13 protein-coding genes are annotated in these 13,952 nt (G+C 46.9%); 6 read left to right on the forward strand and 7 right to left on the reverse strand.

What is annotated here, in order from left to right; translation table 11 throughout:
- Positions 1 to 17 precede the first annotated feature (17 nt).
- The 4 genes from cysT to C8R34_RS05700 all read left to right on the forward strand — a co-directional run bounded on the left by cysT (position 18) and on the right by C8R34_RS05700 (position 3,835).
- A complete protein-coding gene (cysT, locus tag C8R34_RS05685) occupies positions 18 to 851 on the forward strand; it encodes a sulfate ABC transporter permease subunit CysT (RefSeq protein WP_110338683.1) in 834 nt (277 codons plus the stop codon).
- Between the two features lie 10 nt (positions 852 to 861).
- Positions 862 to 1,740 (forward strand): sulfate ABC transporter permease subunit CysW, encoded by an 879-nt coding sequence (gene cysW, locus C8R34_RS05690; protein WP_110338685.1) that lies wholly within the window; start codon positions 862 to 864, stop codon positions 1,738 to 1,740.
- The gene (locus C8R34_RS05695; protein ID WP_110338687.1) at positions 1,737 to 2,837 is read left to right on the forward strand and encodes a sulfate/molybdate ABC transporter ATP-binding protein; all 1,101 of its coding nucleotides are present in this window, start codon (positions 1,737 to 1,739) and stop codon (positions 2,835 to 2,837) included. Before cysW ends, C8R34_RS05695 begins: the two co-directional genes overlap by 4 nt.
- A 128-nt stretch (positions 2,838 to 2,965) precedes the next feature.
- On the forward strand, positions 2,966 to 3,835 hold the full coding sequence (locus tag C8R34_RS05700) for a hypothetical protein (protein WP_258364373.1): 870 nt from the start codon (positions 2,966 to 2,968) through the stop codon (positions 3,833 to 3,835).
- Between the two features lie 33 nt (positions 3,836 to 3,868).
- Here the strand turns inward: C8R34_RS05700 and C8R34_RS05705 are convergent, their stop codons facing one another.
- The 4 genes from C8R34_RS05705 to C8R34_RS05720 all read right to left on the reverse strand — a co-directional run bounded on the left by C8R34_RS05705 (position 3,869) and on the right by C8R34_RS05720 (position 8,734).
- Complete coding sequence (locus C8R34_RS05705) at positions 3,869 to 5,578, reverse strand: ABC transporter ATP-binding protein (RefSeq protein ID WP_110338689.1); 1,710 nt, start codon at positions 5,576 to 5,578, stop codon at positions 3,869 to 3,871.
- 84 nt (positions 5,579 to 5,662) lie between these two features.
- Entirely contained in the window at positions 5,663 to 6,712 is a 1,050-nt protein-coding gene (locus C8R34_RS05710; RefSeq protein ID WP_110338691.1) for a class I fructose-bisphosphate aldolase, read from the reverse strand.
- Positions 6,713 to 6,801: 89 nt separating this feature from the next.
- Positions 6,802 to 7,494 carry a lipoprotein-releasing ABC transporter ATP-binding protein LolD gene (lolD, locus tag C8R34_RS05715; RefSeq protein ID WP_110338693.1) on the reverse strand — a complete coding sequence of 231 codons (693 nt, stop codon included), beginning with the start codon at positions 7,492 to 7,494 and terminating at the stop codon, positions 6,802 to 6,804.
- Positions 7,487 to 8,734 (reverse strand): lipoprotein-releasing ABC transporter permease subunit, encoded by a 1,248-nt coding sequence (locus C8R34_RS05720; protein WP_110338723.1) that lies wholly within the window; start codon positions 8,732 to 8,734, stop codon positions 7,487 to 7,489. The genes lolD and C8R34_RS05720 overlap by 8 nt, the downstream gene beginning before the upstream one ends.
- 596 nt (positions 8,735 to 9,330) lie before the next feature.
- Here C8R34_RS05720 and C8R34_RS05725 point away from each other — a divergent pair.
- The gene (locus tag C8R34_RS05725) at positions 9,331 to 10,155 is read left to right on the forward strand and encodes an HDOD domain-containing protein (protein WP_258364374.1); all 825 of its coding nucleotides are present in this window, start codon (positions 9,331 to 9,333) and stop codon (positions 10,153 to 10,155) included.
- Positions 10,156 to 10,275: 120 nt separating this feature from the next.
- Here the strand turns inward: C8R34_RS05725 and C8R34_RS05730 are convergent, their stop codons facing one another.
- Entirely contained in the window at positions 10,276 to 10,845 is a 570-nt protein-coding gene (locus C8R34_RS05730; RefSeq protein WP_110338697.1) for a hypothetical protein, read from the reverse strand.
- A gap of 101 nt (positions 10,846 to 10,946) precedes the next feature.
- Positions 10,947 to 12,056 carry an acyltransferase gene (locus tag C8R34_RS05735; protein ID WP_110338699.1) on the reverse strand — a complete coding sequence of 370 codons (1,110 nt, stop codon included), beginning with the start codon at positions 12,054 to 12,056 and terminating at the stop codon, positions 10,947 to 10,949.
- A gap of 221 nt (positions 12,057 to 12,277) precedes the next feature.
- Between C8R34_RS05735 and C8R34_RS05740 the strand changes: the two genes are divergently transcribed.
- Complete coding sequence (locus C8R34_RS05740; protein ID WP_258364375.1) at positions 12,278 to 12,781, forward strand: CinA family protein; 504 nt, start codon at positions 12,278 to 12,280, stop codon at positions 12,779 to 12,781.
- Between the two features lie 18 nt (positions 12,782 to 12,799).
- Here the strand turns inward: C8R34_RS05740 and C8R34_RS05745 are convergent, their stop codons facing one another.
- A complete protein-coding gene (locus C8R34_RS05745) occupies positions 12,800 to 13,405 on the reverse strand; it encodes a YqhA family protein (protein ID WP_110338703.1) in 606 nt (201 codons plus the stop codon).
- Between the last annotated feature and the right edge of the window lie 547 nt (positions 13,406 to 13,952).

The following is a 13,952-nucleotide window of genomic DNA, read 5'->3' on the forward strand; positions in this document are numbered from 1 at the left end:
ATCATGGGAGTCCCTAATTGAATACTTTTAAGCAGCACAGTATCTTACCGGGATTCAATCTGGCGCTTGGGTTTACATTGCTGTATCTCAGCTTGATCGTATTGATCCCGCTGTCGGCAGCGTTTATTCGCACCGCTGAACTGACCTGGCCGGAATTTTGGTCGGTTGTCACCACACCACGCGTGGTGGCCTCGTACCGCTTGACGTTTGGTGCGTCATTTGCAGCTGCCGTCGTCAATGCAGTATTTGGTCTTTTGGTGGCCTGGGTGTTGGTACGTTACCACTTTCCCGGTAAGAAAATAGTCGATGCCTTGGTGGATCTTCCTTTTGCGCTGCCAACCGCCGTGGCCGGTATTGCGTTGACTGCGTTGTATGCGGGCAATGGTTGGATTGGTCAGCACCTTGAGCCGCTGGGTATCAAGGTTGCTTTTACACCACTGGGGATTTTTGTGGCGCTGACTTTTATCGGTCTGCCATTTGTGGTGCGCACAGTGCAACCAGTACTCGAGGATATTGAATCCGAGTTGGAAGAAGCGGCAGCAACGCTCGGCGCCAATCGCTGGCAAACCTTTACGCGAATAATCTTCCCGGCACTTTTCCCGGCATTGATGACCGGATTTGCACTTGCCTTTGCGCGAGCGATTGGCGAGTACGGATCGGTTATTTTCATTGCCGGAAACATGCCAATGATTTCTGAAATCACACCGCTGCTGATTATTACCAAGTTGGAACAGTATGACTACGCGGGTGCTACGGCATTATCGGTGGTGATGCTGGTGATTTCGTTTATTTTGCTACTAATTATCAACTTGCTGCAATGGTGGAGTCGGCGCCGCAGTATTGAGTCATGAGGTGATGACAATGACGACGATTACTTTTCCCTTGTCCCCGAGTGCTCAAAAAGAACATGCGACGCAGGAGCCTGCCTGGGTACGCTGGTCCTTGATTGGCGTGGCGCTTATTTTTTTAACCCTGTTTCTTTTTATTCCACTGATTTCGGTTTTTTATGAAGCATTCAAGAAAGGCAGCGATGTCTACTTTGCTGCGATTACCGATCCCGATGCGGTGTCAGCGATCCAACTGACACTGACGGTGGCGGCGATTGCGGTACCTCTGAATCTGGTGTTCGGCGTTGCTGCGGCATGGGCCATCGCCAAATTTGAATTTCGCGGCAAGAATCTGCTGATCACGCTGATCGATTTGCCTTTTTCAGTATCTCCCGTGGTTTCCGGGCTGATTTATGTGCTCGTCTTTGGTTTGCAAGGGTGGTTTGGCCCATGGCTGGCGGAGCACGATATGAAAATTATTTTTGCTGTACCTGGGATTGTGCTGGCGACCGTTTTCGTGACCGTGCCATTCATCGCGCGTGAGTTGATTCCACTGATGCAGGCGCAAGGCACCGAGGAAGAAGAAGCGGCCGTGGTGCTGGGTGCGAGTGGTTGGCAGACCTTCTATAAGGTGACGCTGCCCAATATCAAATGGGGTTTGTTGTATGGCGCTATCTTATGTAATGCGCGGGCAATGGGAGAGTTTGGCGCGGTATCGGTGGTGTCAGGGCATATTCGCGGCAGCACCAATACCATGCCGCTGCATGTCGAAATTCTTTATAACGAATACAACTTTGCAGCCGCTTTTGCCGTGGCTTCACTGCTGGCGTTGCTGGCACTGGTGACACTGGCGCTGAAGACACTGATTGAATTTCGTAATCAACAACATCAACAACCAAGAGGTCACGAATGAGTATCGAAGTCCTTAATTTATCCAAACAATTTGGTACTTTCACCGCGCTGCATGATGTGAACTTGCAAGTGCACTCTGGTGAGCTGCTGGCGTTGTTGGGTCCTTCGGGTTCCGGAAAAACCACGTTATTGCGTGTGATCGCCGGGCTTGAAACCGCTGATAGCGGGCAAGTGTTGTTTCATGGCGAAGACGCCACCGATCAACACGTACGCGAGCGTCAAGTCGGTTTTGTATTCCAGCACTACGCATTGTTTCGCAACATGACGATTTTCGAAAACGTGGCGTTTGGTTTACGCGTGCGCCCCAAGAAGTTCCGTCCTTCCAATGCGGAAATCCACGATCGCGTTATGAAGTTATTGCATCTGGTGCAACTGGATTGGTTGGCGGATCGCTACCCGCACCAACTCTCCGGCGGTCAGCGTCAGCGTATTGCACTGGCGCGAGCACTGGCGGTGGAACCGAAAGTATTGTTGCTGGATGAGCCTTTTGGTGCATTGGATGCCAAGGTGCGCAAGGAGTTGCGTTCCTGGTTGCGCAGATTGCATGACGACATGCATATCACCAGTGTGTTTGTGACGCATGATCAGGAAGAAGCCCTTGAAGTCGCCGATCGGGTGGTGGTCATGAATGAAGGACGTATTGAGCAAATCGGCACACCCGATGAGGTGTACGAACAACCGGCCAGTCCATTTGTGTATGAATTTCTCGGCAACGTCAATCTGTTTCATAGCCGGTTGCATCGCGGTCGTGCCTGGATCGGCGATATCGAAATGGATGCGCCGGAGCATGCTGAAGCCGAAGAACTGGCGGCAGTTGCCTACGTGCGCCCGCATGAAATCGAAGTGGAGCGTGCGCAAAATGGTGAAGCCGCACTGGCGGCGCGCGTCGTTCATGTACTTTCGGTGGGTCCGATTGTACGGCTGGAGCTGGTGCGTAACAATGACGAACAAAAAACCCCCATCCAAGTTGAAATCAGTAAGGAGCGTTTTCGTGAATTACAATTGGTAAAAGGCGATGAAGTATTTATCAAGCCACGCCGCCTGGATCTGTTCCCAAGCCATAAGAATGGAACGAATGATGTCGTGCAAACACGTTGAGGTGTTTTGCATGACGACTTCAAGGAAAATATGAGATTCGTTTCGATCTTTGAGCATGCTGCAAAGTTTTATGTCGCTTGATGAGCCAATTGCGCTTTGATAACGCACGCTTAAACTATGGAGTCACTATGCCTATACAACAAGTAATACCTTTACAACAATTAGTCGATTATTTTAACGATCGTTTTGAGCACGAACATCATTCCAGTTTTCGTCCATTTATTTTGGACAGGGGGGTGGTCAGTGGTATTTTTGGACCCATTCGGGTGAGTAGTGTTTTTTTGCCGGTACGGCAAGCGGATAATAACGAAAGACTTGTCGGCCATATCGCGCAGCTATCCGTTACACCCTATGACAGTAACTCGCATAGCGAGCAGACCGCAGAAATAGGTAATTTGATTACCGATACGGTTACGCAACCTGCCAATTTTCAATCGATTATCAGCCTGGATCGCCTATGCAGAACAGTGCATATGCTGAATTATCTAAATCATCCGCATAACGATGGCGTCGTTTTTCTGGATGTTGATCCAAGGCATATACTGAGTGTTCAGCAAGAACATGGTGCTTATTTTGAGAAAATTATTTTCAAATGCGGATTGACGACCAAGAATGTGGTCATTTCAACGGCAATCAATAGTTCTCATGCTTTAAATCACAAAGAGTTGCTGGATGGTTTATACAATTATCGCCGCCGCGGCTATCAAATCGCACTGAATATCGGCTCGTTATACACTGCAACCGGGCTTTGGGATTTGATTGTTAAGATGTCGGCGAATTATTTGCGTATCAATACGCCCAATATTGAAACCATCCGACATTCGAATGCCATCTGGCCAGCGGATCTAAAAAAATTGATAGAATTACAAAAATTGGCCGGCGGACAAACGATATTGCAGCAAATCGAACAGAGAGAACAAGTGGACATCGTTGCATCTGCGGGATTTGATTGGGTGCAAGGTAATTATTACGAAAAACTGATCACAGACGTCGTGTGAGATACTTTTGAAAACATAAGATAAATACGGTTGTTAGTGCTGATCAGGACCTTGCGACAGCAGTTCCGCCACGCCATTGGAAAGGATAAAGACGCGATCCGCCGCGTTGATGACCGCCGGTTGGTGAGAAACAGCAATAATTGTCAAATTCTGAGCGAGTTTCTGCAACGTTTCGCAGATGGTTTGCTCGCTTTCCGGGTCCAGTGCGCTGGTGGGTTCGTCCAGAATCAGGAATGACGGGCTGTGTGCCAGAGCACGTGCGATAGCGATACGTTGGCGCTGTCCGCCGGAAAGTAGTCCACCGCGTTCACCCACAACGGTTTGCAGCCCTTCCGGCAAGATACTGACGAAATCCCACGCGCCGGCTTGGCGCAGTGCCCGTTCTGCATCAGCAGCAGTCAATGCGGGTTCCCCGACCAAGATGTTGCTCATCACGGTGTCGTGCAGCAGCACAGTGTCTTGCGAAACATAACCAATCATGTGGCGCCACTGACGCAGATTGATGTCGTGTAAGGATATGCCGTCGATCTGCACTTCGCCGGACTTTGGTTCAGTCAGTCCGCACAGTAAATCCAGCAAAGTGCTTTTACCGACGCCGGATGATCCCATGACTGCGGTGAATGTGTTGATCGGTATTTCGATGTTCAGGTTCTTGAAAATGACTTTCTGATCATAATCAAATTTAACGTGTTGCAAGGTGATGCCTTTTTGCAGCGTGGGTTGCAGCGTTCCGGTTGCTCTCTCCGCTGCGGCACGCGCATCATCGGCCGCCTTGCGTAAAGCCCAGTAAGCGCTTTCTTGTGCGGCAAGTTGCTGGTGTCGGCGCTGTGTTTTATTCAGTAACCCCAGAATGCGCGTAAGCAAGAAAACCATCAGCATGACTTCCGGCAGGGATAATTCCCAAACTACCAGCGCAAGGTACAAACCGCTGGCTGTCAGCGCGGCGAGAATGGGTTCCTGTAATGCGGTCAATGCCGCTCTGTTCATGACTTCCCGGCGCGTGGCTTTTTCCAGGTGCTGTGTTTGTTCATGCAGAATGGCATCGGCAACGTTATCGCGTGCCATCGCTTTCAGTGATTTGACCGAACTCAGTACATCGGATAAATAAGTCAATAAATCGCGCAGCAAATGAGTTTGTTTGGTGCCTGCACGGCGAGTGGCGCTGACTAAACGATTCAATACAAGCAATAAGAATAAGCCGATGACTAATGAGGCCAGCGTCGCTTCCCATGAAATGAATAATGCCACGATGGAATACACCAGCACTTGAATGGCAAGCGCCAGTACATTTACGCTGTGCTCGAAACCATTGGCCGCGCGATAGGCTTCCGTCGCAACCGAGTTGGCCAGGGAACCGGCGGGTTGTCGTAAATAATATTGCCAGCGACTGGCCAGCAACGCTTCAATGAGATCCAGGCGCAATGCTGTCGCGACATGTGCGACGGTGTAACCCACTTGGCGGTTGGCCAGGAGCAGCACCAACCCTTTGAAGAACATACCGCCGACGATAATCAGCAGGATTGTGTCCAGCGTGGGCTCAATACCGATATCTTGCAGCGCTTTCTCCATGAATTTGCCGATACCGGAATCATTTGCTCCACCGGATTCGCCCACAGCGATCGATAATAAAGGCAGTAACGCAGTTAAACTCAATCCTTCGGCGATGCCGGCGATGAGCAATGCAATCAGAACGAATGCACTGCGCCGGGGAAAGACCATAATGTACGTAAATAAAGTACGCATAGGCGAGTTAGAAAAACTGATCAGTCATCAGTGTGTTGTTGATGAAAATAAATTCGAGTTCATGATGCAGGTTGCCCGGATTATTTAGGCAATCGTTACGGCTTCAGATAGATAAACATCCTGGATAGCATTCAGCAGCTTGACACCTTCCGCAAATGGTTTTTGGAATGCCTTGCGTCCAGAAATGAGTCCCATGCCGCCTGCGCGCTTGTTAATGACCGCAGTCCGGATTGCCTGGTGCAGATCATCACTGCCTGACTCACCACCCGAATTAATCATTCCAATTCGTCCCATATAACAATTAGCGACCTGATAACGCACCAGATCGATCGGATGATCGGTGGTCAATTCGCTGTATACCTTGGGATGCGTTTTGCCGAATTTAATGGCGTTATAACCGCCATTGTTGGTAGCCATTTTTTGCTTGACGATATCGGCGCCGATAGTGACTGCCAAGTGATTGGCCTGACCGGTCAGATCAGCGCTTACGTGGTAATCTTGCTCTGCGGTTTTGAATGCGTTATTGCGTGTATAAGCCCACAATATGGTCACCATACCCAGACTATGCGCATGTTCGAATGCCTGAGAAACTTCCAGAATTTGTCGACGCGATTCTTCAGAACCGAAAAAGACCGTCGCACCGACTGCGCAGGCGCCCATATCAAAAGCCTGATTGACGCTGGCAAAAAGCGTTTGGTCGAATTTATTGGGATAGGTGAGCAATTCATTATGATTAATTTTAAGAATCATCGGGATTTTATGTGCATAGCGCCGCGCCACGATGGCGAGCACACCCAGTGTGGACGCCACACCATTGCAACCGCCTGCAATCGCGAGCTCAACAATGTGTCGCGGATCGAAAAACATTGGGTTGGGCGCAAACGATGCGCCTGCGGAATGCTCAACGCCTTGATCGACAGGCAATAGTGATAAATAGCCTGTGCCAGCCAAGCGCCCATGGTTATACAGCATCTGTAAATTGCGTAATACGCTGGGTTTGCGGTCGCTCAAGGCCATCACGCGATCGACAAAATCAGTTCCAGGTACTTGCAAGCTGCTCTTGGGTATGGTGTTGCAGACATGATCGAGTAGAAAGTCGCTTTCATTGCCTAGTATGGTCGTAATGTTCATCATTGTTATCCTTTTTGGGATTGTCGTAACATTTTTATTTGATGCGTTGAATTTCCATCAGCGCTACAAATATCATTTTGATGATTTTATATTCACGGTACATTCGTAATATCACATAACACACCGTCAATCAGTTGCTTGACCTGTTGCGCGCGATTAGCCAGGCGCGCATCGTGCGTTACGATGATCAGGCTGGCGTTGACTTTGTGATTCAACTCCAGCATTAAATCAAATACCGCCTCAGCGGTGTGGCGATCAAGATTTCCTGTGGGTTCATCAGCCAGAATGCACGCGGGTTGTGTTACCAAGGCACGAGCAACGGCAGCGCGTTGGCGTTCACCGCCGGATAATTCACCGGGGGTATGCGTCAGGCGGTGGCTCAAACCCACTTGCTTCAAGATATCAGCCGCACGGTCATACGCTTCCTGGTTCGGCAAACGTCGGATCAGCAGCGGCATGGCGACATTTTCCAGCGCGCTGAATTCCGGTAACAAATGGTGAAATTGGTAAATGAATCCCAGAGAACCATTGCGTAACCGGCACCGTGCTTCTTCATTGATATTCGCGATATCCTGCCCGAGAATCTCAATGCTCCCGCTCGTCGGTGCATCCAATCCTCCGAGTACATGCAGCAGCGTACTTTTGCCCGAGCCGGATGCGCCGACGATTGATACCATTTCACCTTTGTTCAGCGTTAAATTTACACCCTTTAATACCGGCACCGCTACATCGCCCTGAGAAAATTGCTTGAACAGATTTCGGCAGGAAATAACAACATCATTCATAGCGCAGCGCCTCCGCCGGATTCACCTTGGATGCCCGATAACTGGGATAAATCGTTGCTAATAAAGTCAGAATAAACGAGGTGACAGCAACCGTTGTGATATCCGTCATTTGTGGATCCGTAGGTATCTTGCTGATGTAATACACTTCGCGCGACAAAAACTGCACATTGAACAAACTTTCAATAAAGGCAACCACTTCACCGACATTGTAGGCTAACAGCATACCACCCACGACGCCGAGAACCGTACCGAAGACGCCAATGAATGTGCCCTGCACAATGAATATCTTCATGATACTGCGCGGACTGGCACCCAGCGTACGTAGAATCGCAATATCCGCTTGCTTGTCAGTCACCGCCATCACTAAGGTGGACACAATGTTGAATGCCGCAACCGCGATAATCAATGCCAGAATCAGTGACAGCATGCGTTTCTCGATCTGGATGGCACGAAAATAATTGGCATGCTGTTTGGTCCAATCACTGATATAACTGTCGATCGTCAACAGTGCGGGTAACTCTTGCACCACCTGAGGTGCCTGAAATAAATCCTTGAGCTTCAAGCGTACACCGGATACATCATCATTTTCCATGCGATATAGCTTTTGTGCATCGAACATATGAATCAGTACTAGGCCAGAGTCATATTCAAAATGTCCCACTTCAAAGATGCCTACCACAGTGAACTGCTTCAGTCGCGGCAATATACCTGCGGGCGTAACTTGTCCTTGCGGTGAGATCAACACAATCTTGTCACCGAGGAAAGTACCCATGGTGCGTGCTAATTCCATGCCGATGACGATACCGAATTCGCCCGGCACCAGGTGATCCAGTTCACCACTCACCATGGTTTTTGTAAAATCGGCTACCTTATCTTCCATTGTTGGTAAAATGCCACGCACAACAACACCTTGCACCACCTGATTGTGCGACAGCATGCCCTGCGCGTTGACATAAGGCGCAGCAGCTTCCACGGCCGGATGCTTGGCTGCTTCTTCTGCAGTTTGCTGCCAGTGGCGCAGATTGCCATGCAGACTACCGATCTGAACATGCGAAGCGACGCCTAGAATGCGGGTACGCACTTCTTTCTGAAAACCGTTCATAACCGACATGACAGTAATTAACGCGGTCATCCCTAATGTAATCCCCATCAAGGAGATTAATGAAATAAATGAGATGAAATGATTGCGTTTTTTGGCACGCGTGTAGCGCAAACCGATGAAAAGCTCATATGGAGACACGAATTTATACACCCGTAATAAATTTATCCCCGAAGTTTGCCACAATTAGAAGAGGCTTAACAAATAAACGATGATCAGGGAGATGTAAAAGTAAAATTTCTTCAAAAACTACCCGGTGCTTTATTAGTTATTTTAGTGAGCTTCACATGTCAAGCATGCAACGCGGAAGGCTGCTGATTATTAAACCCGGATTTGCCATTGAGCGAGGTCCGCAATATGGATCGAATCAGCATTTTTGGTATCGGCTGGCTCGCAAACGTTTTTCAACGACCTGATAGTGCTAACCACCACGCTATCCTGGTAATTCTTCTTAAGCTGTATCTTATTCCTTAAATTCAGGAAATAACAGCCGATATTGGTATGACAATAATGAAAATAATACTAGAGAGATTGAATTTGATCATTATGGTGCCGTAAATAATTTTCTGAATTTTATGCATCACTGATTGTTTCAATTCTGAATACAAACCGGGTTGTTCATTCATTTGCTGAAGATTGTTATTCTATTTCAGAAGAAGCTTTGATGTGCGAGTAAAAGTTAGAGTTGAATTTTATTTTCTTAACTGTGTGAGGCTTAAATGGATCCATGTGCGATAGTGACTGATGTTCGCTCAATTTTCTCCTTGCCTGATGTTGTGATTCGTATCAATGAATTAATTGATTCAGGAGAGGCAACCAATACTGAGTTGGAGCGAGTAATTTTAAATGATCCTGCATTGACAGCAAAATTGCTGAGATTTGCGAACAGCTCATATTTTGGTCTTTCAGGGAAGGTAGAAACTGTTTTAAGAGCCATTTCCATTATCGGACATAAAGAATTGCGGAATATGGTCATTGCATCGTCAGTCACCGCAACGTTTAAAGGTATTCCGTCTGATCTGGCAAATATGGATACTTTTTGGTATCACAGCGTTACTTGCGGTGTTACTGCCCGTTTATTAGCTTCCAGCGTTGATAGTAGGGAACGCTTTTTTATCGCTGGATTGTTGCATGGTGTCGGCAGATTGATACTTTTCAGTCAATTCCCGAAAGAATCCGCAAAAATATTAAGTTGTGCGAATCAAGGTGTGGATGCGGTAATTGATGCAGAGCGTAAGGTTTTTGGTTTTACACATGCTCAATTAGGTGCTGAGCTTTTGAGGCAATGGAGATTACCTCTCAATATTTGGAAAATGGTAGAACTTCAATTTGCTCCGATGAAAGATGAAGCACATAAATATGATGCCAGTACGCTTTGTGCAGCTGTCAATATTGCCAACTTTATTCAACCATGTATAAATCAAAAAATAAACTCCGAAAAAGCGATACCTGCACACGCGTTTGAGGCATGGAGTCTGCTCAGCTTATCACCGGAATTAATTGAGTCGATAATTACAGTGGCTAAGTTACAAATCATTGAATTGCTCAATATCGTGAGATGATCATTGCTTGCTGAGAGCGACTGATGTGTAGTAAAGCTTGTTGCGGGACGGCGTATAGCCTGTGCCAACATGCCCGCTTTACCACCTAGACAGAGTGATTATTGTGGCATTTATGCTGCATCAATCTTTTCGATTACCCCGATCCTGTTCTTTCCTGTCATCATTTCCGTGACCACGCTTACCTCGATGCTTGTCATTGCCACGTCCTTGGTTGTCACGATCATCGCGTCTGCCTTGATGATTTTCATGAGAATCCCGACGCGATTCACTGTATCGTTGCGAATGATTGCGTGAACCATCATCGCCATCGTGCCACCCCTTTGAATCATAACGATCGCCGGAGTAATTACTCTGACTGCGGTAATGCGGCATATAAACATCGTTGTACCAAGTCTCCTGGATAAAGTAGACCGGTTGGTTGCAGGCATGATAGCGATGGCAGTGCTTACTCCATTTCTTGGCGTGACCTGGCGGTACATAGAGGTAAATCGGCTGCTGCTGAATAGCGACAGCGGGCGGTATGGCCAGAACAGGGTTGGGATAAATCAATTGCGGTCGGGGATAATTATTGCCCAAATTAATCTGACCATAAAAACCGGGCTGACCAATATTGATTGAAATTCCCAGGTCACTGGCCAATACAGGTGTTGCAGCGATTGAAATCAATGCCGCCAGAAAAAAATATCTCATTGAATATTCCTGTTAGGTTAATAATGAACCCTCTTAAACGGCATAAATATATCGTTGCTGAAGCCATGCCGTACCGAGTTTGGCTTAATAAACTAAGGCTTTTAACCATTTCCAAACATGACCAATAGACCGCATGCTATAAATCCTGTGGGTAGTAGCATGCGCGTGTGATTGGTTACCGGGCGAGCTTCCAGCCAATTGAATAGCAGAATACCGGTAACGATACTGGCACCGATCGCCACAAACAGGCCGAATAGATGGATGGCTGGCTGGTGTGGTAAAAATTTAAAGAATGCAGCGTTGACGACCAGCAATATGGGAAAATGCACCAGAAATATGGAATAGGAAGCGCGTCCAACATAAGTCAGATAGCCTGGTATACGATTGCTTCCCAAAATCCCATAATATCGCGACAATCCTAATATCGCCATAACACTGCCTGCTACGGCTATGCGGGAACGAAAATCTATGGCTAATGCTGCAAGAATCAATGCGATTAGCACAGTGAGCCAAAGAATCTGATGGTTACTGGCAGAAGACCAATAAATCAGAATGCCAAGACCATATGCGCCGAAAAAATACAAAGCCGTTTCATCCCAGTAACAGTCTCGATTAAAAAAGAATAAAGAAGCCGTTGTCAGGCTGATGATTAAAATCAGGCTTAGCATATACAGACTTGGGTATTGATGATGAACTTGATTGGAAATCCATAACAATAGAATCATCAGTACAAATAACTGAAAATCAATCGCAACGTACCAGATGCCTGCCGATAGAACATCTTGGTTCAACAGGTTGTGCAGTAAAAAAATATGTGTCAACAGTTGAGATACATTAGGTGCGGCAGGAATCGATTCATGCTGTATCCACATTCTGGCCAGCGCGGCACATCCAATTGCTAATGTTAGCGCGGCAAGATACGGCATGATTAGTCTCAGATAACGCTGTTGGATTAGCCTGATTGGTGTTGTCACCAGTGATAGGCCCTGCGGCGCAAACTTTGCAGCAACGAGAAAACCGGCGATGACAAAAAACATTTGTACTGCTAATTTTCCATACTCGCGTAGCCATTCGGTTAAAGTAGGGATCAATGGATAGGCAATATCCGACATGGGGCCGTAAATTGCTAAATGATGCGCGACTATTAGTAAGCAGCAGACAGCTTTTAATGCATCAATGAAAGGCATTCTTGAGAGATGATCAGCTTGCATATCCCCGTTTTCAGAAAGTAAAGGCGGATTTAAATATAATTACAAAAAAGTATTTTTTAGAGATTAGCGCAGGACTGGCATAGCCTCAAAACCCCAGTTGACCATTCAAACAGATGTTTAACATTAGCACCATTCGTCTCATTCAACTGGGGTTTCTAGATTAAAGTATTATTTTAGTCGTTCTGACATTATCGCAATATTGGAGTCACAAAATTTTTGATATCGATCAGAATTCTTTCGATTTGGCAGTAAAGGTGGGCGCGCGGCTTACTCAGTGTGGGTTGAAGCTTGTGACGGCCGAATCGTGTACAGGTGGCCGGCTAGGCCAAGCAGTGACTAATGTGGCAGGCAGCTCGGTTTGGTATGAACGCGGTTTTATCACCTATAGCAACGTTTCCAAATGTGAAATGCTGGGTGTTCGTCAAGCCACATTGGATCAACATGGTGCCGTATCTGCACAAACCGCACAAGAAATGGTTATCGGCGCGCTTAACAGGAGCCATGCGCAAGTTGGTGTATCGATTACGGGTATTGCAGGACCTGGTGGCGGTACTGCACTAAAGCCCGTGGGAATGGTTTGTCTTGCCTGGGCGCTTAAAGATGGTGCGGTACGGCAAGAGATTCAATACTTTCAAGGCGATCGTGAAACTGTCAGGCGCCTGTCGGTGACTACAGCGTTGCAGGGGATACTGTATATCTTGAATGATGCAACGGCTGTAGCTTGAAAGCAAACAGAGTATTGATCAGTGTTCACCCGACTGTTGGCTGGTCTGGGTAATAATGCGGTCGCAGTAAGCAATGGCAATGGCTGAAAATAAGAATGCCATGTGAATACCGGTTTGTGCGATGAGCGTTTTTTCGTCGTAAGCACTGGCGTTGATAAAGGTTTTCAGCAAATGTATGGATGAGATTCCGATAATGGCTGTCGCCAGCTTGACTTTCAATACGGAAGCATTGACGTGCGATAACCATTCTGGCTGATCGGGATGTCCCTGCAGATTCATGCGTGAAACGAAGGTTTCGTAACCGCCGATAATCACCATGATCAGCAGATTGGAGATCATCACCACATCGATCAAGCCAAGAACCACTAGCATGATGGCTGTTTCAGTCAATTTGGTCGGTCTGGTTGTGCCTTCAATCGTAACGATATCGAGGATATGTTGTAATGCGGTTTGATTACCCATGACAGCGCTGATCAAATCAGATAAATCAACCCAGAAATGAAACACATAAACACATTGTGCCAGTACCAGCCCCAGATATAAAGGCAACTGTAACCAGCGTGTGAGAAAAAGAAAACGTGCTACAGGAGGAATTTGCTTATTTGAATATTCTTTATTTTCCATATCATTAGTATTCGTTACAGAAGCTATCCAGTTAAAGAAGGAGCATTTTATGCTAAGCGTTTAAAAAAATTAAGGGTATCCATGGATACCCTTAACAGCCCAATAAGGCAGATGCAGCAATTATACCGTGTTCCCATAACAATTCTTCGGGGATACGGACGTAAAGTTAAATAACTACAAAATCTGCTGCAGTCAGAACTGACCTTGTCCTGTAAAAACGTATTTCTTAACTAAGGTTACATTATACAAGTTAAGGAGACGAAGAAATGAAAGCAGCAAAGGTCTAAGAGAGCATCATATACACTGGAAAGACTCCTGCACAACCTCCCCTGTCAGTGCAATAACCAACTAAAATAGAGTCTATTAAAAGACGGTTGGGGCAAAAGATGCAGATGAGTTTTGGAACACTGGAACTGGCACAGCGATTGAAGCGAGACAGTGTGCTGATGAAGATTGATGCCTTGATTGAATGGGAGAAATTACGTCCGCAGCTCACTAATTTGTACAAACGGGAGTTATCGCATGGTGGAGGACAGGAGCCGTTTGA

Source organism: Nitrosomonas sp. Nm84, assembly GCF_003201565.1.
GTDB lineage: Bacteria > Pseudomonadota > Gammaproteobacteria > Burkholderiales > Nitrosomonadaceae > Nitrosomonas.